Source organism: Chryseobacterium sp. 22532, assembly GCF_052044665.1.
GTDB lineage: Bacteria > Bacteroidota > Bacteroidia > Flavobacteriales > Weeksellaceae > Chryseobacterium > Chryseobacterium lathyri.
Genome location: NZ_JBQENJ010000004.1, coordinates 67464 through 89790 on the forward strand (window position 1 = coordinate 67464; position 22327 = coordinate 89790).

Annotated in this window: 14 protein-coding genes; 13 read left to right on the forward strand and 1 reads right to left on the reverse strand. The window is 36.6% G+C overall.

The features are described 5' to 3' along the window. Positions 1-562: 562 nt before the first annotated feature. From kduI to ACTJIV_RS11790, 8 genes are all read left to right on the forward strand, one after another. Positions 563-1399 carry a 5-dehydro-4-deoxy-D-glucuronate isomerase gene (gene kduI / locus ACTJIV_RS11755; protein WP_440627641.1) on the forward strand — a complete coding sequence of 279 codons (837 nt, stop codon included), beginning with the start codon at positions 563-565 and terminating at the stop codon, positions 1397-1399. An 8-nt stretch (positions 1400-1407) separates the two neighbouring features. After that, a complete protein-coding gene (locus tag ACTJIV_RS11760; protein ID WP_111960251.1) occupies positions 1408-2190 on the forward strand; it encodes a gluconate 5-dehydrogenase in 783 nt (260 codons plus the stop codon). An 18-nt stretch (positions 2191-2208) separates the two neighbouring features. Next, complete coding sequence (gene uxaC, locus ACTJIV_RS11765; protein ID WP_440627643.1) at positions 2209-3606, forward strand: glucuronate isomerase; 1398 nt, start codon at positions 2209-2211, stop codon at positions 3604-3606. Positions 3607-3878: 272 nt separating this feature from the next. After that, positions 3879-4886, forward strand: coding sequence for a sugar kinase (locus ACTJIV_RS11770; protein WP_440627645.1), 1008 nt, complete (start codon positions 3879-3881; stop codon positions 4884-4886). A gap of 79 nt (positions 4887-4965) precedes the next feature. Continuing rightward, positions 4966-5631, forward strand: coding sequence for a bifunctional 4-hydroxy-2-oxoglutarate aldolase/2-dehydro-3-deoxy-phosphogluconate aldolase (locus ACTJIV_RS11775; protein WP_440627647.1), 666 nt, complete (start codon positions 4966-4968; stop codon positions 5629-5631). A 15-nt stretch (positions 5632-5646) separates the two neighbouring features. Next, positions 5647-7176: an MFS transporter gene (locus ACTJIV_RS11780; protein WP_440627649.1), complete on the forward strand. Its 1530-nt coding sequence runs from the start codon at positions 5647-5649 to the stop codon at positions 7174-7176. Between the two features lie 2 nt (positions 7177-7178). Next, a complete protein-coding gene (locus ACTJIV_RS11785) occupies positions 7179-8642 on the forward strand; it encodes a tagaturonate reductase (RefSeq protein WP_440628214.1) in 1464 nt (487 codons plus the stop codon). A 6-nt stretch (positions 8643-8648) separates the two neighbouring features. Then, positions 8649-10262, forward strand: coding sequence for a UxaA family hydrolase (locus ACTJIV_RS11790; RefSeq protein ID WP_440627651.1), 1614 nt, complete (start codon positions 8649-8651; stop codon positions 10260-10262). Positions 10263-10503: 241 nt separating this feature from the next. Here the strand turns inward: ACTJIV_RS11790 and ACTJIV_RS11795 are convergent, their stop codons facing one another. After that, complete coding sequence (locus tag ACTJIV_RS11795; RefSeq protein ID WP_440627652.1) at positions 10504-11532, reverse strand: LacI family DNA-binding transcriptional regulator; 1029 nt, start codon at positions 11530-11532, stop codon at positions 10504-10506. A gap of 485 nt (positions 11533-12017) precedes the next feature. On the opposite strand from ACTJIV_RS11795, the gene ACTJIV_RS11800 reads away from it, so the two are divergent. The 5 genes from ACTJIV_RS11800 to ACTJIV_RS11820 all read left to right on the forward strand — a co-directional run bounded on the left by ACTJIV_RS11800 (position 12018) and on the right by ACTJIV_RS11820 (position 22315). After that, positions 12018-13397 carry a rhamnogalacturonidase gene (locus tag ACTJIV_RS11800; RefSeq protein ID WP_440627654.1) on the forward strand — a complete coding sequence of 460 codons (1380 nt, stop codon included), beginning with the start codon at positions 12018-12020 and terminating at the stop codon, positions 13395-13397. Between the two features lie 47 nt (positions 13398-13444). Next, positions 13445-16249: a glycoside hydrolase family 2 TIM barrel-domain containing protein gene (locus tag ACTJIV_RS11805; protein ID WP_440627656.1), complete on the forward strand. Its 2805-nt coding sequence runs from the start codon at positions 13445-13447 to the stop codon at positions 16247-16249. A gap of 2 nt (positions 16250-16251) precedes the next feature. Next, positions 16252-17574: a rhamnogalacturonan acetylesterase gene (locus ACTJIV_RS11810; RefSeq protein ID WP_440627658.1), complete on the forward strand. Its 1323-nt coding sequence runs from the start codon at positions 16252-16254 to the stop codon at positions 17572-17574. A gap of 11 nt (positions 17575-17585) precedes the next feature. Further along, entirely contained in the window at positions 17586-20363 is a 2778-nt protein-coding gene (locus tag ACTJIV_RS11815; protein WP_440627660.1) for a glycosyl hydrolase, read from the forward strand. A 146-nt stretch (positions 20364-20509) separates the two neighbouring features. Next, on the forward strand, positions 20510-22315 hold the full coding sequence (locus ACTJIV_RS11820) for a rhamnogalacturonan lyase (protein ID WP_440627662.1): 1806 nt from the start codon (positions 20510-20512) through the stop codon (positions 22313-22315). The last annotated feature ends 12 nt before the right edge of the window (positions 22316-22327 follow it).

Genomic DNA, 22327 nt, shown 5'->3' on the forward strand with positions numbered 1-22327 from the left:
TTAAATATGAAGGGAAAAAAATCAAATTTTCTTTATTCTTTATTAATTTAAAACTTAAAATTTGCTTAAAATCTGGCTGTTTTTATCCTTGAAAATTTCCCAAAAATGACAGTCAATATTAATTTTTTTATGTTTTTCCTGACTTTTGTCATCTTTTCAGATTAATATTTTAATTAGTTTTTATACTTGATACTAATTGCTCTTATTGTGTGAAATATGTATATTAGTTTTAATATATTGTTATCAAATCAGTATCTCTGTTTTATTATTTTATTTTGGTATGATTTAATATTTAAACAGGATTTGAATATTAATTTGGGTTAATATTATCTATATAATTTCTTTAAAATCTTCTTGCTTTCCCACATTATTTTAAAAATATTAGTCTGTAAATCAGTTATTTATAAATTTAAATTAATTTTTTATTAACTAATTAAAGAATAATTATATATTTAGCAACAAGTATTTCTACAAAATTTTAGTGTAATTTTATGCAATCGATTACGCAATATTTAACAGGTTTGATAAAACCGCAAAAAGAAAAGAATAAAAATCAAGCAGTATGACACAATCAGAATTTCGTTACGCCCACCATCCTGAAGATGCCAAAAAGTATACTACGGAAGATCTTAGAAGGGAGTTTCTAATCAATGATTTATTTAATGAAGATAAGATAAAATTAGTCTATACAATGTATGACAGGCTGATTGTAGGAGGTATTATGCCTTCAGCAAAAGCCCTAAAACTGGAACCGACAGACGATTTGAAAGCCGAAAACTTCCTTGACAGGAGAGAATTGGGAATCATCAACGTAGGCAGTGTCGGAAAAGTAACGGTAGACGGAGAAGTATATGAGCTTGCCAATAAAGAAGCTTTATATATTGGTAAAGGGGCAAAAGAAGTAATTTTTGAAAAATCGGGTAATGCACAACCTTATTTTTATATCAATTCAGCTCCGGCACATCATACTTATCCGACAAAAAAGATCACGAAAAACGAAGCCGAAATTGTAGAATTGGGCGAAGAAAAATATGCCAACAAGCGTACAATCAACAAACTGATTGTCAATTCTGTACTTGAAACTTGCCAGCTTCAAATGGGAATGACAGAGCTTCATCCCGGAAGTGTCTGGAATACAATGCCTTCACATACCCACACCAGAAGAATGGAAGCCTATTTCTATTTTGATTTGGAAGAAGGACAGGCAATCAGTCATTTCTTAGGGCAGCCTCAGGAAACGCGTCATATTTTTATGAAAAACCGTGAAGCTGTATTATCTCCGGAATGGTCTATCCACTCAGGAGTAGGAACTTCCAATTATACTTTTATCTGGGGTATGGCCGGGGAAAATATGGACTACGGTGATATGGACGGGATCAAAACTAACGAACTAAAGTAATTTTTCCAATGAATTTATTTGATTTATCCGGCAAAGTAGCGGTCGTTACGGGCGGTACTCACGGATTAGGAATGGCAATGGCAGAAGGTCTTGCCGCTGCAGGTGCTGAACTGGCGATCACCAGTACGACACCATCAAAATTAGAGGAAGCTTTAAACTATTATCACGATAAAGGCTATAAAGCGACAGGTTATCTTTTTGACGTGACAGACGAATTGGAAGCTGCTCAGAAAGTAGCTTTAATGGAGGCTACTCATGGAAAAATAGATATCCTCGTCAACAACGCAGGAATCATCAAACGTATTCCGGCGATTGAAATGGAGGTTGAAGACTTTAGAAAAGTGATAGATGTGGATCTTACGGGACCTTTCATTATGTCGAAATTAGTTGGCAAACATATGATCAAAAGAAAATCCGGGAAGATCATCAACATCTGCTCAATGATGAGTGAGCTTGGTCGTGACAATGTAGTTGCTTATGCTTCTGCAAAAGGCGGCCTGAAAATGCTTACCAAAAATCTGGCGACAGAATGGGCAAAACACAATATTCAGGTGAACGGAATCGGACCCGGATATTTTGCGACTTCTCAAACTGAACCGATCCGAGTGGATGGGCATCCTTTCAATGATTTTATCATCAGCAGAACTCCGGAAGGAAGATGGGGGAATCCTGAAGACCTTGCCGGAACAGCTATTTTCCTTGCTTCGGACGCAAGCCGATTCATCAACGGACAAATTATTTACGTTGATGGTGGAATTTTAGCGACCATTGGAAAACCTGCTAATGAATAACAACAGAATTAGATTAGAATGAAACCTTTTATTACAGATCAATTTTTACTACAAAATAAATACGCTGAAGAATTATATTTCAAGTATGCAGAAAAGCAACCCATTATTGATTATCATAATCATTTGATTCCTAAAGATATTGCAGAAGACACTGTCTTTGAAAATATCTCAAAGGTTTGGATTGCAGGCGACCATTACAAATGGAGAGCGATGCGTACCATGGGCGTGAACGAAAAATTCATCACGGGAGATGCTTCAGACAAGGAAAAATTTGAAGCTTGGGCAAAAACGGTTCCTTATACATTGAGAAATCCTTTGTATCACTGGACGCATTTAGAATTAAAAAGATATTTCGGAATTGATGAATTATTAGATGCAGACAATGCATCTGAAATTTATGAAAACATCACCGCTCAGCTTCAGACTCCTGAAAAATCGACACGAGGCTTATTAAAAATGATGAATGTGGAATCTCTGTGCACAACAGAAGATCCTACAGATTTATTGAATTATCACCAGGATTTGGCGAAAAGCGATTTTAGTATTAAAGTAAGTACAGCCTTCCGCCCGGATAAAGCGATTTTAATTGAAAACCACAACTTCGCGGATTATGTTTCAAAATTAGGCGAATCGGCCGGAATTGAAATTAATTCTTACCAGACATTGTGCGATGCATTACTAAAAAGAATTGAATATTTCCATGAAAACGGATGCAGACTGTGCGACCATGGATTGAATAATATTTCTTTCGAAGAATTTACAGAAGCAGAAATAAGTACGATTTTCAATGATAAATTATCAGGGAAAGTAATCGCAGAAAAGCAGGTCAATCAGTTCAAAACAGCCATTTTATTATTCTTAGGTGAAGCTTATCACAAATTTGGATGGGTTCAGCAGTTCCATTTGGGAGCTTTGAGAAATAATAATGAAAGAATGCACAGAATTCTAGGCCCGGATACAGGTTGGGATTCTATCGGTGACTTCGTTCAGGCTGAAACCTTGTCTAAATTATTAAACACTTTAGACGGAAAAGATAAATTGACAAAAACAATTTTATATAATTTAAACCCTGCTGACAACGAAATTTTTGCGACTATGATCGGGAATTTCAACGACGGCAGCATCAAAGGAAAAGTACAGTTCGGTTCAGGGTGGTGGTTCCTAGATCAGAAAGACGGAATGATCAAGCAAATGAACGCTCTTTCCAATATGGGATTGATTAGCTGTTTTGTCGGAATGCTGACGGATTCCAGAAGCTTCCTTTCGTATCCTAGACACGAATATTTCAGAAGAGTATTGTGTAACCTTTTCGGAGAAGAAATGAAAAACGGGGAATTACCTGATGATATCGAACTCATCGGTAAAACAATTTCAGATATTTGTTATCATAATGCTAAAAATTATTTTGATTTTTAAATTTCAAATTAAATAAAAATCTTCCGCAGATTGAGTTGATTACGCAGAACTTTTTTAACATAATCATCTGTAAAATTTGCAAAATCTGCGAGAGATAAAAATAAAATTTTAAACCATTAAGGAAGTTTAAGATGTTAAATTGAATTAAGAAAAATCAAATTGATTTTAAATAGTCTTAAGGCAAGGCCAAGCTTAACTTTTCTAAACTCCTTAAATAAATTTTAATGGTTAAAAAATAAAAGAAAATTTACCTTAAACGGTTAATTAAAACTATGAGTAACAAAATAGTCACATTCGGGGAAGTCATCATGCGACTGTCACCACCCGGAAACAGAACCATGAAGCAAAGCCATGAAATGGAATTCTTTTTCGGCGGAACAGAGCTTAATGTAGCGTCTTCATTGGCAACAATGGGTTGTGATGTGAGACATATCAGTAGTGTTTCCGATGATTTTGTGGGTGAATCGGCGGTTTCTTTCATCAAAAGTTTTGGAATCGACACGACTTTCATCAACAAAAATGAATATCCTTTAGGTTTGTATTTTTTGGAAGTAGGCTCTTCAGTTCGTGCAAGCAGAATTGCTTACAACAGATTAAACGGTTCTTTTGCAAACATAAAATCTGAACAAATTGACTGGAAAAAAGCCCTTGAAGGCTGCAAATATTTCCACTGGACAGGCATCAGCCCCGGAATTTCCGAATCAGCTTATGAAAGTTTGAAACAAGGTTTACAAATAGCCCGTGAACTGGGAATTGAAGTTACATCTGATCCGGCTTACCGCTCAAATCTTTGGAAATATGGGAAAAACGGGAACGAAGTTTTGAAAGAATTGGTTTCATATTCAACGATTTTCATCGGTGGAGTGAATGAAATTAATGAAATTCTCGGAACCCAGTTTTCATCAGATAAACAAGGTTTCATCAAAGCCTGTAAAGAATTAAAACAGCAAATTCCTTCTATTCATAAGATTTTCGACAAAATAAGAATCGGCGTTACAGCAAGTTCTCAGCAGACACAGGGAAGAGCTTTGGTTGAAGATAATTATTTTGAAACAGAACTTCTGGAAGTGAATCCTGTGGTTGACAGAATTGGGACAGGAGATGCTTTTGCAGCAGGTTTGATTTATGGTTTAATCAATTTTGATAACGAAAAAGCATTGAAATTTGCCAACGCAGCCTGTGCAATCAAGCATACGATTCCTGGAGACATCAATTACTGCAGTGCAGAAGATATTTTGGAGGTAATGAACGGAGATTCAGGAGGAAGAATAAAAAGGTAAATGGCTTTTGGCCATTAACTAAACTATAAAACATTGTCAGGCTGAGCTTGTCGAAGTCTTAATACAAAAGTCAAAAAACATGACAAAAATTCAATTAGTTACAAATACCATCATCAACCAGGGAGTTTTGCCTCTATACTATAATGCTGATGAAATGGTAACTCTGGAAATATTAAGATCGCTTTACAAAGCAGGAATCCATGCGGTGGAATATACAAGCCGTGGTGAATCTGCCTTGAGTAATTTCACGAAGATGCTAGAAATCCGTAATGCGGAAATGCCGGAAATGCTTTTGGGAATCGGAACAATCAAGAATGTACAACAAGCCGAAGAATATTATAAAATGGGTGCAGATTTCTTTATCAGCCCGGGTTTTGTGCCTGAAGTTGCCGAATTTTTAATTCCAAAAGACCTGTTGTACAGTCCGGGTTGTATGACTCCGACAGAAATTATAGAAGCTGAAAATTCGGGAGTGACTTTCATTAAATTATTTCCCGGAAACGTTTTAGGGCCTGGATTTATGAGCGCTATTAAAGATGTTTTCCCGAATCTGAAATTTATGCCGACAGGTGGTGTTGATACGACAAAGGAAAGCATTGAAAGCTGGTTCAAAGCCGGTGTTTCTGCAGTGGGAATGGGAAGCAAATTGGTAAGCAAAGAATTAATGCTTGCTAAAGACTATGCAATTATAGAAAATGAAACAAAAAAAGTGCTGGAAATTATTCAGGCTTTAAATAATAACTAAATTCTTACTATTAATATGAGCTCAGTTAAGTCTCTTAAACCGAGTACATTCAGATGGACGATATGCTTTTTGCTGTTCATTGCCACGACCATTAATTATTTGGATCGTCAGGTTTTATCATTGACATGGAAAGACTTTATTGCACCCGAATTTCACTGGAACAATAATGATTATGGAAATATCACGGCATTATTTTCAATTTTCTATGCGGTAAGTATGCTTTTCGCAGGAAAATTTGTGGACTGGATGGATACCAAAAAAGGTTTCCTTTGGGCGATTGCTATTTGGTCTGTTGGTGCGGTTTTACATGCTTTCTGCGGAATTGCAACTTCAGGAGTTTTAACGGGAAATTGGCTGGTAGGTTTTGTAGAATCTAAAGAAATTATCAGCCGGGTAGACAACGTCGGCTCAATCATCAGTACGAGTGTTACTTTGTTCATTTTTGCACGTTTTGTATTGGCGGTTGGTGAAGCTGGAAATTTTCCGGCAGCGATCAAAACTACGGCGGAATATTTCCCTAAAAAAGACAGGGCTTTGGCTACCAGTATTTTTAATGCAGGAGCGACAGTTGGGGCTTTGGCAGCGCCGGTTACCATTCCTTTTATCGCGAAAGCTATGGGTTGGGAATGGGCATTTATTATCATTGGGGCGTTGGGATTTGTGTGGATGGGACTTTGGGTTTTCTACTATAAAAAACCTCACGAACATCATAAAGTTAACGAACATGAATTAATGTATATTCAGCAGGATCAGGACGATATGCCCAATGAAGATACAAGCATCCCGGAAAAGAAATTTACTTTCAGAGAATGTTTCAGCTATAGACAGACTTGGGCTTTTGCGTTCGGAAAATTTATGACAGACGGGATTTGGTGGTTCTTTTTATTCTGGACACCGGCTTATTTAAGTTCAGTCTACAAAATGGATTCCACGCAAAGTGCATTACCATTATTCGTCCTTTATATGATCACTTTATTGTCAATCATCGGAGGTTGGCTTCCAAAATATTTTGTTGAAAAAAGAGGAATGAACGCTTACACAGGAAGAATGAAAGCAATGTTAATTTTTGCATTTTTCCCTCTGCTAGCACTTTTCGCACAACCTTTAGGTACGATTACCTATTGGATTCCGGTATTGATTATCGGAATTGCTGGAGCAGCGCACCAGGCTTGGTCTGCAAATATTTTCTCGACAGTTGGCGATATGTTTCCTAAAAAAGCCATTGCAACTATTACGGGAATTGGAGGAATGGCAGGTGGAATCGGTTCATTTTTAATCAATAAATCTTCAGGATTATTGTTTGATTACGCTCATAAAGCTTGGACAACCGTTGACGGAATTCCTCTATTGGAAAAATATCCTCAATACGTCAACGATCGTTTGCCGGAAGGCTTTTTTGAACAATTAGAAAAGTCAGGAGCGGTTATTTCAGACGGAATTGACAAAGGATACATGGTCATTTTTTCAATCTGTGCAGTGGCATATCTAATTGCATGGACGGTGATGAAATCATTGGTTCCAAAATATAAAGTTATAAGTAAATAATGATGGAAAATCAGATAAAACAGAAATTAAATCGTGAATTACACGGTTCTCAGGAAAAGCTTCCAATCAAAATTGTACAGTTTGGCGGTGGGAATTTTATGAGAGGATTCACAGATTATGTGATTGATAAATTAAATAAAGAAGCAGGATTTAAGGCAGGAATCGTAAACGTTCAACCTACGGCAGGCGGTTCGGTTCATAAACTGGAAGAGCAGGATAATTTATACACACTTTTCTCAAGAGGAATTAAAAAAGGTGAGATCATTGATACAAAACAGGTGATTTCTGCGATTCAAAAATCAATTAATCCATATACCAATTATGATGAATTCTTAGCTTTAGCGGAAGAGGAAGAATTAGAATTTATCTTTTCCAATACGACAGAAACGGGAATTGCTTATGATGAATCAGAAAATAATTACATCGGTCCGCACAAGAATTTTCCTGCGAAACTAACGGTTTTATTGCATGAAAGATTCAGACACTTCAATGGAGCAGAAGACAAAGGGTTGAGAATTATTCCTTGCGAATTGATCGAAGACAATGCTTTGGCTTTAAAAGAAATTATCCTAAAATATGCCCAACTTTGGAATTTAGATGATAACTTTGTGCAATGGATTGAACAAAGCAATTATTTCCACAATACATTGGTAGACAGGATTGTTCCGGGTTATCCGAAAGATGATGCAGGATCCTACGAGGACCAATTGAATTACGAAGATCAAATGATGGTGGTTTCAGAAGTGTTTTTGCTTTTTGTGATTCAGGACGCGGCAAATTTAAAAGAAAGAATTCCTTTCGATACAATTGACGAGCAAATTTTGGTTGTTGATGATATTCAGCCATACCGTTTGAGAAAAGTGAGAATTTTGAACGGTGGTCACACATTAATGTTAGCTCCGGCAATTTTATCAGGAAAAGAAACGGTAAAAGAATCTATTGATGATCAATTTTTAGGTAAATTCTTAAGTGAAACGATTTTCAATGAGATTAATCCTACATTAGGTTTGGATGAAAGTGAATTGAAATATTTTGCTGAAGAAGTTTTCGACAGATTCAGAAACCCTTTTATCAAGCATTATCAGGCAAGTATCGCCTTGTATTTTGTTTCTAAATTTAAAGTGAGAATTCTTCCGAGTTTATTGAAATATGTTGAAATTAACCATAAATTACCGCTTAACTTAACCTTTTCATTGGCAAGTTTAATCCGGTTCTATCAAGGGAATTTGGGTGAAAATGTTCTGCCTTTAAATGATGAGGAAGTAATAGTAAACAGATTTAAAGAAATATGGGGCAACGAAGATTATGAAAAAGTTGCAAAATTGGCGTTAAGCGAAACCATTTTCTGGGACACAGACCTTACAAAGGTTAATGGTTTGAAATCTGCAGTAGCAAAAGCATTGTGGGAAATAGACCATAATGATATCGAAACTGCATACCACAACTTTATACAATTTTATTCTTAAAAAATTATGCAAAAGAAAGTACTGAAAGTAAATCCCAAAGATAATGTAGCAGTGGCATTGGTTGACCTGACGCAGGGAGAAACTGTTACTTTGGGTGATCTTACGTATGATATTATAAAAGACACGAAGGCGAAACACAAATTCGTGACCGAAGATCTTGCGGTTGGAGATGAGATTATTATGTACGGTGTTTTGGTGGGGAAAGCGAGTCAGCCGATCCGGAAAGGAGAGGTTATCACGACTGAAAACGTTAAGCACCAAAGCGCAAAAGTAGAAGGCAAAACAGAAACAACGGCTTGGACTGCTCCAAATGTTGACAAATGGAAAGATAAAACTTTCATGGGGTATCACAGAGAAGACGGACAGGTCGGAACAGAAAACGTTTGGTTATTTTTTCCTTTAGTCTTTTGTGAAAACAGAAATGTTGAGATTTTAAAAGATATTTTTGAAAAAGAATTGTTATTTGAAAAAGTAACAAAACATCAGTTATTATTAAGATCATTAATCAATAATTCTGAAACGGAAACCGCTGTTGAAGAAGATCAGGATTCAAGAGTTTTTAAAAATATTGAAGTGAAATTCATCACTCACCAAGGTGGTTGTGGCGGTATTCGTCAGGATGCGGAAGCGTTGGGAAGGTTATTGGCAGGTTATGTGAACAATCCGAATGTTGCCGGAGCAACGGTTTTGAGCTTGGGATGTCAGAATTTACAGGTTCAGATTTTTACAGATGCATTGCAAAAAATCAGTCCGAACAATAAAAAACCGATCATCGTTTACGAACAGCAAAAATCCGGAACGGTTGACGAAATGCTCAACGGAATTATCAAAGATTCTTATGAGGCCATCAAAAAAGCCAATGAAATTGAAAGAAAACCGGCCCCGATTTCAAAGTTAGTTTTAGGATTGGAATGTGGCGGTTCAGACGGTTTTTCAGGAATTTCTGCGAATCCGGTTTTAGGACAATTATCAGATTTAATGGCTGGAATCGGAGGTTCAACCATCCTTTCAGAATTCCCGGAATTATGTGGAGTAGAGCAGGAATTGGTGAACCGTTGCGTCAACGAAGAAGATGCCGAAAGATTTTTACAGTTAATGAAAGATTTTGAAAAATCTGTCGTTGCAGCAGGCTCAGGTTTTGATATGAATCCATCGCCGGGGAATATTAAAGATGGACTCATAACCGACGCCATGAAATCTGCAGGAGCGGCTAAAAAAGGTGGCTCATCACCGATAAATGATGTGTTAGATTTCACGGAATACATTAAAGAACCGGGTTTAAATTTATTATGTACCCCTGGAAATGACGTGGAATGTACAACTGCCTTAGTCGGTTCGGGCTCAAACGTAGTTTTATTCACAACAGGCTTAGGAACTCCGACAGGAAATCCGGTTGTTCCCGTTGTGAAAATTTCATCAAATACTTCTTTGTCACAAAGAATGCCCGACATCATTGATTTCAACACAGGAGACGTAATTACAGGTGAAAAAACAATCGACGAAAAAGCAGAAGAACTTTTAGAATTTATCATCGAAATCGCAAGCGGAGAGGTAAAAACAAAAGCTGCAATTTTGAATCAAAACGATTTTATTCCCTGGAGACGGGGAGTAAGTTTATAATTGTTTTAATTATATAAATATTAGGGTTGAAAATGCTTTCTACGTTTGTGGGAAGCATTTTCTTTAGGAGTAAATTTAAACATAAATAGTACAAAATCTTCACAAATAAACGCAAAGCCTATATCAATAAGAACGGGCTTTAGCCCGTTTTCAAAAATAATTAGAATCAATGGCTTTAGCCAAAATTTAAATGCAAAAAGATGAGTTTAGATTCTTTTCAGAAATCAAGACAAAAGAAAAATTATCTCCTTTTCGAAGACTTCCTAATATAAAGCTGCGGAGCCAGCACAACCTTTTTCTCAATAGAAACCCCGGAACCATTTTCCTTTACATTTTCAATGAAAACCTGTCCCGCCATTTTCCCCATCGTTACAGGAGTTTGGTCAACGGAACTCATCGGAAGCTCCATAAACTGAGTGAAAGGTTCGTTAGAAAAGCCAATAATGGCAACTTCCTGAGGTATTTTGATCTTACGCTTTTTCAATTCCTGACAAGCACCCAACGCTGCAAAATCACTTGATGAAAAGATGGCATCCGGAACGGATTTTTTATCCCAAAGTTTTTTTACCGCATCAATTCCTTCATCGATCGAACTTCCGGTTGTGATGATGTTTTCCTCTTTTACACTTAAATTATGATCAATTAAAGCCTGTTTGTACCCATTCAGACGTTTTTCATAAATTTCGAGATTAAGATCTCCGGAAAAATGGCAAATATTTCTGTAGCCTTCATTAATCAGGTGTTCCGTTGCCATGTAGCCGCCGCGATAGTCGTCTATAGTTACCGTACTGATGCCTGAAATGTCTTTTTTACGGTCAAAAAATATAATAGGAGTGTTGGTTGTATCCAAAATATTCTGAATATGTGTTGTATCAACAGTTGTCTTAGAAACCGACATGAAAATTCCGTCAACCTGGGCATTAAGCAAGGTGTTTAAGTGCCTTTTCTCAATATTTACATCCTCATGGCTCTGGCAGATAATCACATGATAACCATGCGGAGACAGCTCTTCCTCAATTCCCCGGATTACAGATGAAAAGAAATTGGTATTAATGTAAGGCACGATAATTCCTACGTTTTTTGTTTCCCCGCTTTTTAAAGCTTTGGCAAGGTTATTTTGCTTGTAGTTCATTTCTTTGGCGGTTTTCTTCACCAAATCTTTGGTTGCCTGGCTTATTCTCGGATGGTCGTTCAATGCTCTGGAAACAGTTGCCACACTTACGTTAAGCTTTTTCGAGATGTCATATATTGTGGCATTTTTCTTATTCATACATGCTTTTTCTGAAGTTTTCAGTATGTTCAAAATGACATACATTATAATCGTAAATTTAATCAAATTATGTCTATCAAAAAGGAAATATTATGATTTTATACAAGATTATGAGTGATTAAAATCAGATTAAATCTAAAATATATTTGAATTGATTAACTTTTTTGGAAAACAGGTTGATGTTACCCAATGTAATTTTACTCCGGAAGCCTTGAGTTTATAAATTTCATTGATTATTTAAATCTCTAAGTGTAATAAAAATCCATCAACATGAAAGAGCAGGATAGTGTACGCTTCCAAAATGTATATTTTTATGAAAATGAAATAAAAGGATAATTTTCGTTAGACCGTCGAAAATTATTGACTGATTTTTTATGAAAAGAAACGGAATAATTTTATTTAAAATGATATTCCTTTATTTTGTCATTCTTTTGAGTACTAAATTTTATTAATAAAAAATCAGGTTCTACAATAAAAAATTAATTATGAAATCTCAAAATACCTCAAACTTCTTATTAACTCTGTTTGTGCTCTTATTGTTTTCATCAGGGGTAAAAAGCCAGGATAAATTCCCCGACGGCACCAAAATTCCCAAATGGTTTAAAGAAAATACACCTACAGACATCAATAAGTTAGGGAAAAAATATATTCTTACCGATAATGGAGTAAAAAATGACAGTACGGTTCTTCAGACCAAACAGGTTCAGGCAGTTATTGATCTGGCGGCTAAAAATGGTGGCGGGGTAATCATTGTGCCCAAAGGAACATTTCTGATTAGTTCCGTTTTTTTTAAACAGGGAACGCATTTATATCTGGAGAACGGCGCGAAATTAAAAGGTAGCGATGATATTAGTGATTTTCCGGTTGTAGAAACAAGAATGGAGGGGCAGACTGTAAAATATTTTCCGGCATTAATCAACGCAGACGGATTGGATGGCTTTACCATCTCAGGAAAAGGAACGCTGGATGGAAATGGATTGCGCTTTTGGAAAGCATTCTGGAAAAGACGCGAGTGGAATCCTAAATGCACGAATATGGACGAAATGAGGCCAAGAATCATTTATATATCCAATTCTAAAAACATTCAGGTTGAAGGAATTACCGTGAAAAATTCCCCTTTCTGGAGCACTCACTATTATAAGAGTGAATTTGTAAAATTATTAAATCTGACAATTTTAGCACCGAAAGAACCGGTGAAAGCACCAAGTACAGATGCCGTTGACATCGATGGCTGCACAAATTTCCTGATTAAAAATTGCTATATGTCGGTCAACGACGATGCGATTGCATTGAAAGGCGGAAAAGGTCCGAAAGCCGATAAAGCTCCTGAAAATGGCGAAAATAGAAACATCATCATCGAAGACAACAGCTTTGGATTTTGCCATAGTGTTCTGACTTGTGGCAGCGAATCTATCCATAATTACAACGTAATTCTGCGTAACTCAAAAGTGAAAGATGCTTCAAGACTGCTACATCTTAAAATGAGACCGGATACGCCTCAACATTACGAATACATTACGGTTGAGAATATAACCGGAAACGTAAAAACTTTCCTGTATGTAAAAGGCTGGAATCAGTTTTTCGATTTGAAAGGAGAAGAAAAACCTAAAAAATCTTTAGCAAACAACATTCTGATAAAAAATATTGACATCAATTGTGAAACGGCATTCGATGTTGAAAAATCTGATTTGTATGATTTGACAGACTTCACGTTGGAAAACCTAAATATAAAAGCGTTAAAACCCAAAGAGGAAAATTTGGATACGATTAAAAATTTGAAAAAAATTAAAGTAAACGTTACCCAAGTAGCTTCTTTAGACAAGTCATACGACAAAAAAGACGATTCCGACATTGCCGCAAAATGAGTTGTTTTTCCAAAATATTTGTTCTGATATGTTTATGCTCTCAATTATTGCATTCTCAATCTAAGGAAATTCAGTTTCTGAGCGGGACCGATTCTGAGCATACAAAAGAATGGGATTTTTGGATCAATGGTGGGAGGAAATCCGGAAACTGGAACAAAATTCAAGTTCCTTCACAATGGGAACAGCAGGGATTTGGCTCCTGCAATTACGGAAGAGATTATGTGACGTATGGTAAACATTTTAAATTTAACGACGAAATAGGCTTATACAAACATAAATTTCTGGTTCCAGATTCTTGGAAAGGAAAATCGGTTAATATCGTTTTCGAAGGTTCAATGACCGATACCGAAGTGAAGATTAACGGGCAGCTCGCCGGTGAAATTCATCAGGGCGCTTTTTATGAATTTAAATATGATATTTCAGACAAATTAAAATTCGGAAAAGAAAATATTCTTGAAGTCAAAGTTTCCAAGATGTCTGCTGATAAATCCGTTAACAACGCAGAACGTCTTGCAGATTATTGGATTTTGGGAGGGATTTTCAGGCCTGTTTATCTGGAAGCAAGTTCTAAGGAAAATATTTCCTGGACAGCTATAGAAGCCAAAGCAGACGGAACTTTTCGCTCAAATATTTACTTAAAAGGAATTGAGTCAGTCAATCAATTAAAAGTTGAAATATTTGATGCTAAAAACATTCTCGTTGGCGAATCTCAGGTTAAAATCGAAAAAGGAGATACTTTAGAACAGATTCAATTCTCCGTTAAAAATCCAAAACTCTGGACAGCAGAAACGCCCAACTTATATAAAGCGAAATTCAGTTTAAAGAAAAATAAAAAAAGCATCTATCAAACCGAAGAAAAATTCGGGTTCAGAACCATTGAAATCAAAAAAGGCGACGGAATTTACATCAACGGAACAAAAATTAAAATGAAAGGCATCAATCGACACGTTTGGTGGCCTGAAACCGGTCGTTCTGTAAATAAAAATATTGATTTGATGGATGTTCAGCTCATTAAAGAAATGAATATGAACGCCGTTCGCTGCTCCCATTATCCACCGAATAAATCATTCCTTCAGATTTGCGATTCGTTAGGTTTGTATGTTTTGGATGAATTGGCTGGCTGGCAAAAAAAATACAGTACGGAAGTTGGAAAAAAGCTTGTCAGAGAAATGACTATAAGAGATGTTAATCACCCCTCAATTATTTTTTGGAGCAATGGAAATGAAGGTGGACATAATTTCGATTTGGATGCAGAATTTGCAAAATATGATTTGTCAAATCGTCCGGTAATTCACGCCCATCATAAACCCGGAAATGCTTTTAACGGGATAGATTGCAATCATTATGAAGATTATTACAGCACAAAAAAAATCCTTGAAGGAGAAAATATTTATATGCCGACTGAGTTTTTGCATGCACAGGATGATGGCGGTGGCGGAACTTCCTTAGCCGATTATTGGGAACTTCACTGGAATTCCAAAAGAGGAGCGGGAGGTTTTCTCTGGGCTTTTGCGGATGAAGGTTTGGTGCGGACGGATTTCAATAATCAAATTGATGTAAATGCCATCAATGCTCCGGATGGAGTTGTTGGTCCGCATCGGGAAAAAGAAGGAAGTTTTTATGCCATTCGGGAAATTTACAGTCCTGTAAAAATTGATTTGAAAGCGCTTCCGGATGATCTTAATGGAAGCATTTCAATTGAAAACCGATATCATTTTACGAATTTAAGTGAATGTAATTTTGAGTGGAAATTGGTGAAATTTAAGACACCTTTTTCTTCCGAATCAGGATTTGAAGTAATTCAAAAAGGAAAAGCAGCATCACCAAATATAAAACCAGGTGAAAAAGGAAATATCAATCTCAATCTTCCTTCAAACTGGAAAGAAAATGAAGGTTTATTATTAATGGCAACCGATCCTTTTGGAAAAGAAATTTATACCTGGACATGGAAAATTGCTTCTAATGATGAAATTTCAAAACAGTTTTCAAAATCTTTAATCAAAGAATTTCCGGTTTCTGTGGTAGAAAATGATTCTTTATTTATTTTAAAATTAGAAGAAAAAGAATTCTCAATTGATAAAAAAGACGGATTACTGAAATCAGTTATCATCGATAAAAAAGGAAAGAAAACAACCTTCAGGAACGGGCCCATTTTTGTGGATGGAAAAATGGAATTATCTTCAATAAAATCATTTGCAGAAGGGAAAAATCAAGTTGTTGAAGCTTCCGGCAAAGACGGAAAGAAAATTTACTGGAAATTGAATTCCAACGGAATTTTAGAACTAAATTATGAATATTCCCTTTCAGGAGATTATCCATTTGCAGGCGTAAGTTTTGATTATCCTGAAAATTATGTAATGAGTGCAAAATGGCTCGGAAAAGGGCCTTATCATGTTTGGAAAAACAGAGCTCAGGGACAGACCTATAATGTTTGGCAGAATTTGAAAAACTCAACAAGAACCGGTTTTTCACCTTGGATTTATCCTGAATTTAAAGGATATTACGATGATATTTCGTGGCTGCAATTAGATACCGCAGAAGGGAAAATCACCATTGGGACAAAAGAAGAAAAGATGTTTGTAAGACTCTTTGATTTTTACGGAATTTATGGGGCAGAAGGTTATCCGAAATTGCCAACCGGAAATATTTCATTTTTAGATGCAATTCCGCCGTTGGGAACTGTTCTGGCTTTTAATATTAATGATAAAACTGAATCTTTAGGACCGGAAAGTGAACTAAATCACCTGACCGGAAAGTTTAAAAGAACACTGTATTTCTATTTCGGTTTACCTGATTTAGGAGATGAAAAGAAGCAGTTTACAATGCCGGAAGTCAATATTTTAACCGATTGATTATGAAAAACTGGATAGGAATTATAACCGTTTTTATTTGTTCATCGATGTTTGCACAACAAACCAATTTTAAATTTGATTTTGGAGGAGGCAGAGCTCAGGATGGTTATATTCCCATTACGGAACATTCTAAATTCGACAGAAAAATGGGTTATGGATTTATGGATATTTCCGGCTTGAAGTCCGTTGACAATGGAGGAAATGCATTGACGGGAGATTATATCACCAGCGACAAACCTTTCTATTTTTCGGTGGTAATTCCGGAAGGAAATTACGATATTAATTTAAGTTTAGGCGATTCTAAAAGAACTTCTGAAACAACAGTTCGTGTGGAAAACCGCCGGCTGATGCTGGACGATGTGAAGACAAAAGAAGGTGAAGTTGTCGAAAAATTGATAACCGTTCACATTAAAGACAGTATTATTCGTAACCAAAATGGAATTGAAATTGGGACTGTAAAATTAAAATCGAGAGAAAGAAAATATTTACATTGGGATAATTTACTGACGATTGAATTTAATGATAAAGCTCCAAAAGTTTGTGCAATGACCATCCAACCCAACAAAACAGTGAAAACAATTTATCTCACCGGTGATTCTACTGTCGTAGATGCGCTTTACGAACCGTGGGCATCGTGGGGACAAATGCTGCCGTATTTTTTTGTTCCGAAAGAGGTGGTGATTGCCAATTATGCTGAAAGCGGAGAAACCCTAAAAGCATTTGTAGACCGCCACAGAATCGATAAAATCTGGAATAAAATAAAACCAGGAGATTATTTGTTTATCCAGTTTGGACATAACGACCAGAAATCCGGAAACAGTACGACATCCGGATATAGAAAAAGATTAAAAGAATGGATTCAGAAAGCTAAGCAATTGGGTGCAATTCCAGTTTTGGTTACTTCTATGAACCGTCGGGTTTTTGATGAAAACAATAAAATAGTGAATACTTTGGACGATTATCCAACGGCAATGCGTGAAATAGCAAAGGAAGAAAATGTATTCTTGATTGATTTGAATCTGATGAGCCAAACGTTGTTTGAAGCGATGGGAGCGGAAAACTCTAAAAAAGCTTTTGTCTATTATCCTGCAAATTCTTATCCCAATCAACCGGATGCTTTGGCGGATGACACGCATTTTAATACATATGGAGCTTATGAATTGGCGAAATGTGTTGTTAAAAGTATTGTCGAGCAAAAATTGCCTTTGAGTAAATTTGTTTCAAAAAATTATATAAAATTTGATCCCCAAAAACCTGATGCTGTCGAAACATTTCATTGGCCGGAAAGTGTCTTTATGGAAGCTTTAAAACCTGATGGAAATTAAAAAGTAAGAAAATGAATATTCAGTCTATCATAAAAATAAGTGTATTTTGTTTTGCGTTTGGAAATCTTTCCGCACAAAATCCCTGGCCAACCACCACCGAAACGGCAAAACCGTGGACACGATGGTGGTGGATGGGAAATGCAGTCGATGAAGAAGGATTGAATAAACAGCTGACCACTTTAAATAAAGCAGGTTTTGGAGGCGTAGAAATTGTTCCCATCTATGGTGCAAAAGGCTTTGAAAATCAATACATCAATTATCTTTCTCCGGAGTGGATGAAAATGCTTCAATTCACTACAAACAAAGCAAAAAGCTTGAATATGGGAGTTGATATGGCCGTCGGAACAGGCTGGCCGATCGGTGGCCCTCAGGTTGATGAAGAAGATGCAGCCACAAAAATGATGGTTCAGACGTACATGATTTCATCAGGCGAAAAATTTTCAGGAAAAATTGCCCTGAAAGATGAGAAACAGAAGAATTTAAAAACAATAAAATTAGATATTGTAACTGCTTACAGCGAAAAAAATAAAGCGGTTGTCTTAACCGATAAAATTTCAAACGACGGCTCTCTCAATTGGAAACCGGATTCCGGAAAGTGGACCATCTATGCAGTTTTTACGGGGAAGACACTTCAAAAAGTGAAACGCGCAGCTCCAGGCGGTGAGGGCTTTATCCTAGATCATTTTTCACCTGATGCAACGAAAGATTATCTTAAAACTTTCGATCAGGCTTTTGGAAATTCAAACTACGGAATCCGTTCTTTTTTCAATGACAGTTACGAAGTTTATAATGCCGACTGGACTCCGGATTTTAAAGATGAATTTAAAAAAAGGAGAGGATACGACTTAAGTCCATACATCAAATATCTTGTCAGTAACGAAGAAAATGAGATAACGAGTAGAATCAAATCAGATTACAGAGAAACCCTGAGTGAATTGATTTTGAACAATTTTACCAAAAATTTTACAAGCTGGGCTCATTCCAAAAACTCAAAAAATACCAATCAGGCACATGGTTCGCCCGGAAATTTACTGGATTTATACGCAGCAGTTGATATTCCTGAATCTGAAACTTTCGGAAGCTCTATTTTTGAAATTCCTGGATTGAGAAGAGACAGTGCAGATATTCAAAAGTCAGATATTCCTGATTTCAATATGCTGAAGTTTGCTTCATCGGCTGCAAATATTACCGGAAAGCAATTAATTTCAAACGAAACTTTTACCTGGCTTACTGAACATTTTAAAACATCCTGGTCGCAGGCTAAACCGGAAGTTGAGCAGGTTTTTTTATCCGGGATTAATCACGTTTTTTACCACGGTACAACCTATACGCCGGCGGATGTTCCTTTTCCGGGATGGCTGTTTTATGCTTCAGTTAATTTTGTCCCGGAAAATAGTTTATGGCCCCATTTGACGGGATTAAATTCTTATGTTACACGTACACAAAGTGTTTTACAGAGTGGGAAATCTGATAATGAGCTGCTGATGTACTGGCCAATTTATGACCAATGGGCCAGTCCGAAAGGGAAGGATGTAACCTTTAAAGTTCATAACGTGGAAAAATGGCTGCAGCCAGCTCCGATGTATGAGAATTTGACGAAGCTGAACAAAATGGGCTATTCTCTTGATATGATTTCTGATAAAATGATAGGAGAATCGGAATCGGAAAACCGGAAAATCCAGATTGCAGAGGGAGGATCTTCCTATCAGGTTTTAATCATTCCTGAATTAACTTATTTGCCGGAAACTACGCTAATTAATATTCTTAAATTAGCCCAAAACGGTGCTTCAGTTATTTTTCAAAACGAACCAAAAGATATTCCCGGATATTTTGAAATCGAAAAAAGGAGAGCAACATTAAAATCTTTGTGGGCCCAGATTCCGTTTCAGAATCAGGGAGGAAATATGAAAATTGCCACATTTGGAAAAGGTAAAATTGTATTAAACTCCGATGTTGAGAAAGGGTTGGAATATTTAAAAATAAAGGGAGAAAAATTAACGGAAACCGGATTGAAATTTGTGAGAAGACAGTTTGATGGCGGAAAATACTATTTCATTGTTAACCATACTGCAAAGGAAATTAATCAATTTATTCCTCTAAATGATACAGGGAATCAAACGGTAATCATGAATCCGGAAAACGGAGATTTCGGAGTGGCGGAAACACAAAATAATTCCGTGAGAATTCAGCTGAAATCCGGGCAGTCTTTAATTCTAAAAATTAATGAAACCACAGATCGCTCAATTCCAAAATGGGAATATATTGAAAAGACAGATTTTCCCATCAATTTAAATCAAAATTGGCAACTGACTTTCAAAGAAGGCGGCCCCGAACTTCCAAAATCAAGAAACTTAAAAAAACTGGAACCCTGGACGAATTTTTCACAAGATCTTTCAACACAGAGTTTTTCGGGAACTGGTGTTTATACAACGGAATTAAATTTAAAAAATAAAAAGGCAGACGATTATCTTTTGAAATTTGATAAATTGTATGAAAGTGCCAAAGTAATCGTAAACGGTCAGGAAGCAGGAATTGTCTGGAGTATTCCTTTTGAAATTAACATTGGGAAATATCTGAAAAAAGGAAAAAATACCATTAGTATTGAAGTTTGCAATTTAATGGCCAATAGAATCCGATATATGGATCAGAATAAAATTCAGTGGCGTAATTATCATGAAATCAATTTTGTAAATATTGATTATAAAGCTTTTGATGCTTCCAACTGGAAAGTTCAGCCTTCCGGCTTGGATGGACAAGTTCAGTTATTTCCATTATACTATTCGAAATAGAATAAAAAACGAAACAGAGTATATCAAAATAATTTGCGCAATCGATTGAATTGTGTTAATTTAAATCATTGAGAATTATGAATATAAAATATAACTTTATTTTACTGATAATTCTTTTTTCACAGCTCCTTTCAGCACAAAGGCAAATGGAGTTTTTAAAAAGAGGAATTGTTGCAATACCTTCCGGATCAGGGGTTTTTGTGAGCTGGCGTTTGCTGGGCACAGAACCTCAAAATATCCCGTTTGATTTATACCGTATCGAAAATAACAAAAGCAAAAAACTGAATGAAAAACCATTGGTTAACGAAACCAGTTTTTTAGATAAAACGGCAGATAAAACAAAGAATTACACTTATTTTGTGAAATCCAGCACCAAGAATCAGGAGATTGATCAGGATTCTGCGAACTATGCAGCTAGTCAGAAACCCTATTTTTCAATTCCGTTGAAAACTCCGGTTGGATATACGCCAAACGATGTTTCTGTTGCGGATCTGGACGGTGACGGTGAATATGAAATCATCCTTCATCAAACCGGGCAATCCAAAGACAACAGCCAGAAAGGTTTTACAGATGAACCGATTATTCAGGCTTATAAATTGAATGGGAAATTTTTATGGGAAATTAATTTAGGGAAAAATATTAGGGAAGGCGCACATTACACACAGTTTTTAGTGTACGATTTAGACCAGGACGGTAAAGCAGAAGTGGTCATGAAAACTGCAGACGGAAGCAAAGACGGTAAGGGGAAATGGATCGGAGACTCCACAAAAGATTATAGAAATGAAAACGGATTTATCCTTTCAGGCCCGGAATTTCTGACTGTTTTTAATGGAGAAACAGGTGAGGAAATTAATACCGTTAATTATATTGTTCCCAGATTTCAAGGCAGCTTAAATCCTACTCCCGAACAGCTTACAGAAACCTGGGGCGATGCAAAAGGGAACCGTGTAGACCGGTTTTTGGGCGCAGTTGCTTATCTGGATGGCAAAACGCCGAGCATTATTATGTCTAGAGGGTATTATACACGAACAGCAATCGCAGCCTGGGATTATAAAGATAAAAAGCTCAGTTTGAGATGGCTGTTTGATACGGAAAGCTCAGAAGAAAATAAAAAATTCCGTGGTCAGGGAAACCATAATTTGAGCATTGCCGATGTTGATAACGATGGGAAAGATGAAATTGTCTTTGGAGCAATGACGGTTGATGATAACGGGAAAATACTGAACAGCACAGGCTTTGGTCACGGTGATGCTTTGCATGTTGGTGATCTGGATCCTTCTCATCCCGGACTGGAAATTTTTGATATTCAGGAGAGATTTGATGATGCGGGTGCACACTTCAGAGCGGGTGCAACGGGAAAGGTTTTATGGAAACTACCATCTTTAGTGTACAGCAAGCAAGGCAAATTCCAAGGTCCCGGAAGAGGATTGTCTTTAAACATAGATCCCCGTTTTCAAGGTTCAGAATCCTGGGCTGCCGGAGTCGGGCTGAAAGGCGTTTATGATACTAAAGGAAATAAGATCAGTGATAAAAATCCTGCCTGTAATATGGGGATTTATTGGGACGGAGATTTTTTAAGCGAAATTTTGGACGGAACTTCCGTGTCAAAATGGGATTGGAATAAAGAAAAAACAAATATAATTTTTGACGCTAAAGATTTTCAGTGTGAATCAAACAACGGGACCAAGAAAAACCCTTCTTTGGTTGCCGATTTATTTGGAGACTGGCGGGAAGAAGTGATTTACAGAACCTCAGATAATCAGGAACTTCGGATTTTCAGTTCGACAATTCCGACGAATCACCGTTTGTACACACTGATGCATAATCCGCAATACAGATTGAGCATTGTTTGGCAGAATGTAGGCTACAACCAGCCTCCTCATACTGATTATTATCTGGATGAATCCGTTTCAAAGGTTCCTGCACCGGATATTTATACCATTAAGCCTTAAATAGGTCTTGAT

What these genes read in the sequence shown, in the direction of transcription:
- ACTJIV_RS11785 (WP_440628214.1), top strand. Translation starts at nt 7,179, where the DNA reads ATGGAAAATCAGATAAAACAGAAATTAAATCGTGAATTACACGGTTCT.
- uxaC (WP_440627643.1), top strand. Translation starts at nt 2,209, where the DNA reads ATGAAACCTTTTATTACAGATCAATTTTTACTACAAAATAAATACGCT.
- ACTJIV_RS11770 (WP_440627645.1), top strand. Translation starts at nt 3,879, where the DNA reads ATGAGTAACAAAATAGTCACATTCGGGGAAGTCATCATGCGACTGTCA.
- ACTJIV_RS11820 (WP_440627662.1), top strand. Translation starts at nt 20,510, where the DNA reads ATGGAGTTTTTAAAAAGAGGAATTGTTGCAATACCTTCCGGATCAGGG.
- ACTJIV_RS11780 (WP_440627649.1), top strand. Translation starts at nt 5,647, where the DNA reads ATGAGCTCAGTTAAGTCTCTTAAACCGAGTACATTCAGATGGACGATA.
- ACTJIV_RS11815 (WP_440627660.1), top strand. Translation starts at nt 17,586, where the DNA reads ATGAATATTCAGTCTATCATAAAAATAAGTGTATTTTGTTTTGCGTTT.
- ACTJIV_RS11800 (WP_440627654.1), top strand. Translation starts at nt 12,018, where the DNA reads ATGAAATCTCAAAATACCTCAAACTTCTTATTAACTCTGTTTGTGCTC.
- ACTJIV_RS11795 (WP_440627652.1), bottom strand. Translation starts at nt 11,532, where the DNA reads ATGAATAAGAAAAATGCCACAATATATGACATCTCGAAAAAGCTTAAC.
- ACTJIV_RS11810 (WP_440627658.1), top strand. Translation starts at nt 16,252, where the DNA reads ATGAAAAACTGGATAGGAATTATAACCGTTTTTATTTGTTCATCGATG.
- kduI (WP_440627641.1), top strand. Translation starts at nt 563, where the DNA reads ATGACACAATCAGAATTTCGTTACGCCCACCATCCTGAAGATGCCAAA.
- ACTJIV_RS11790 (WP_440627651.1), top strand. Translation starts at nt 8,649, where the DNA reads ATGCAAAAGAAAGTACTGAAAGTAAATCCCAAAGATAATGTAGCAGTG.
- ACTJIV_RS11760 (WP_111960251.1), top strand. Translation starts at nt 1,408, where the DNA reads ATGAATTTATTTGATTTATCCGGCAAAGTAGCGGTCGTTACGGGCGGT.
- ACTJIV_RS11775 (WP_440627647.1), top strand. Translation starts at nt 4,966, where the DNA reads ATGACAAAAATTCAATTAGTTACAAATACCATCATCAACCAGGGAGTT.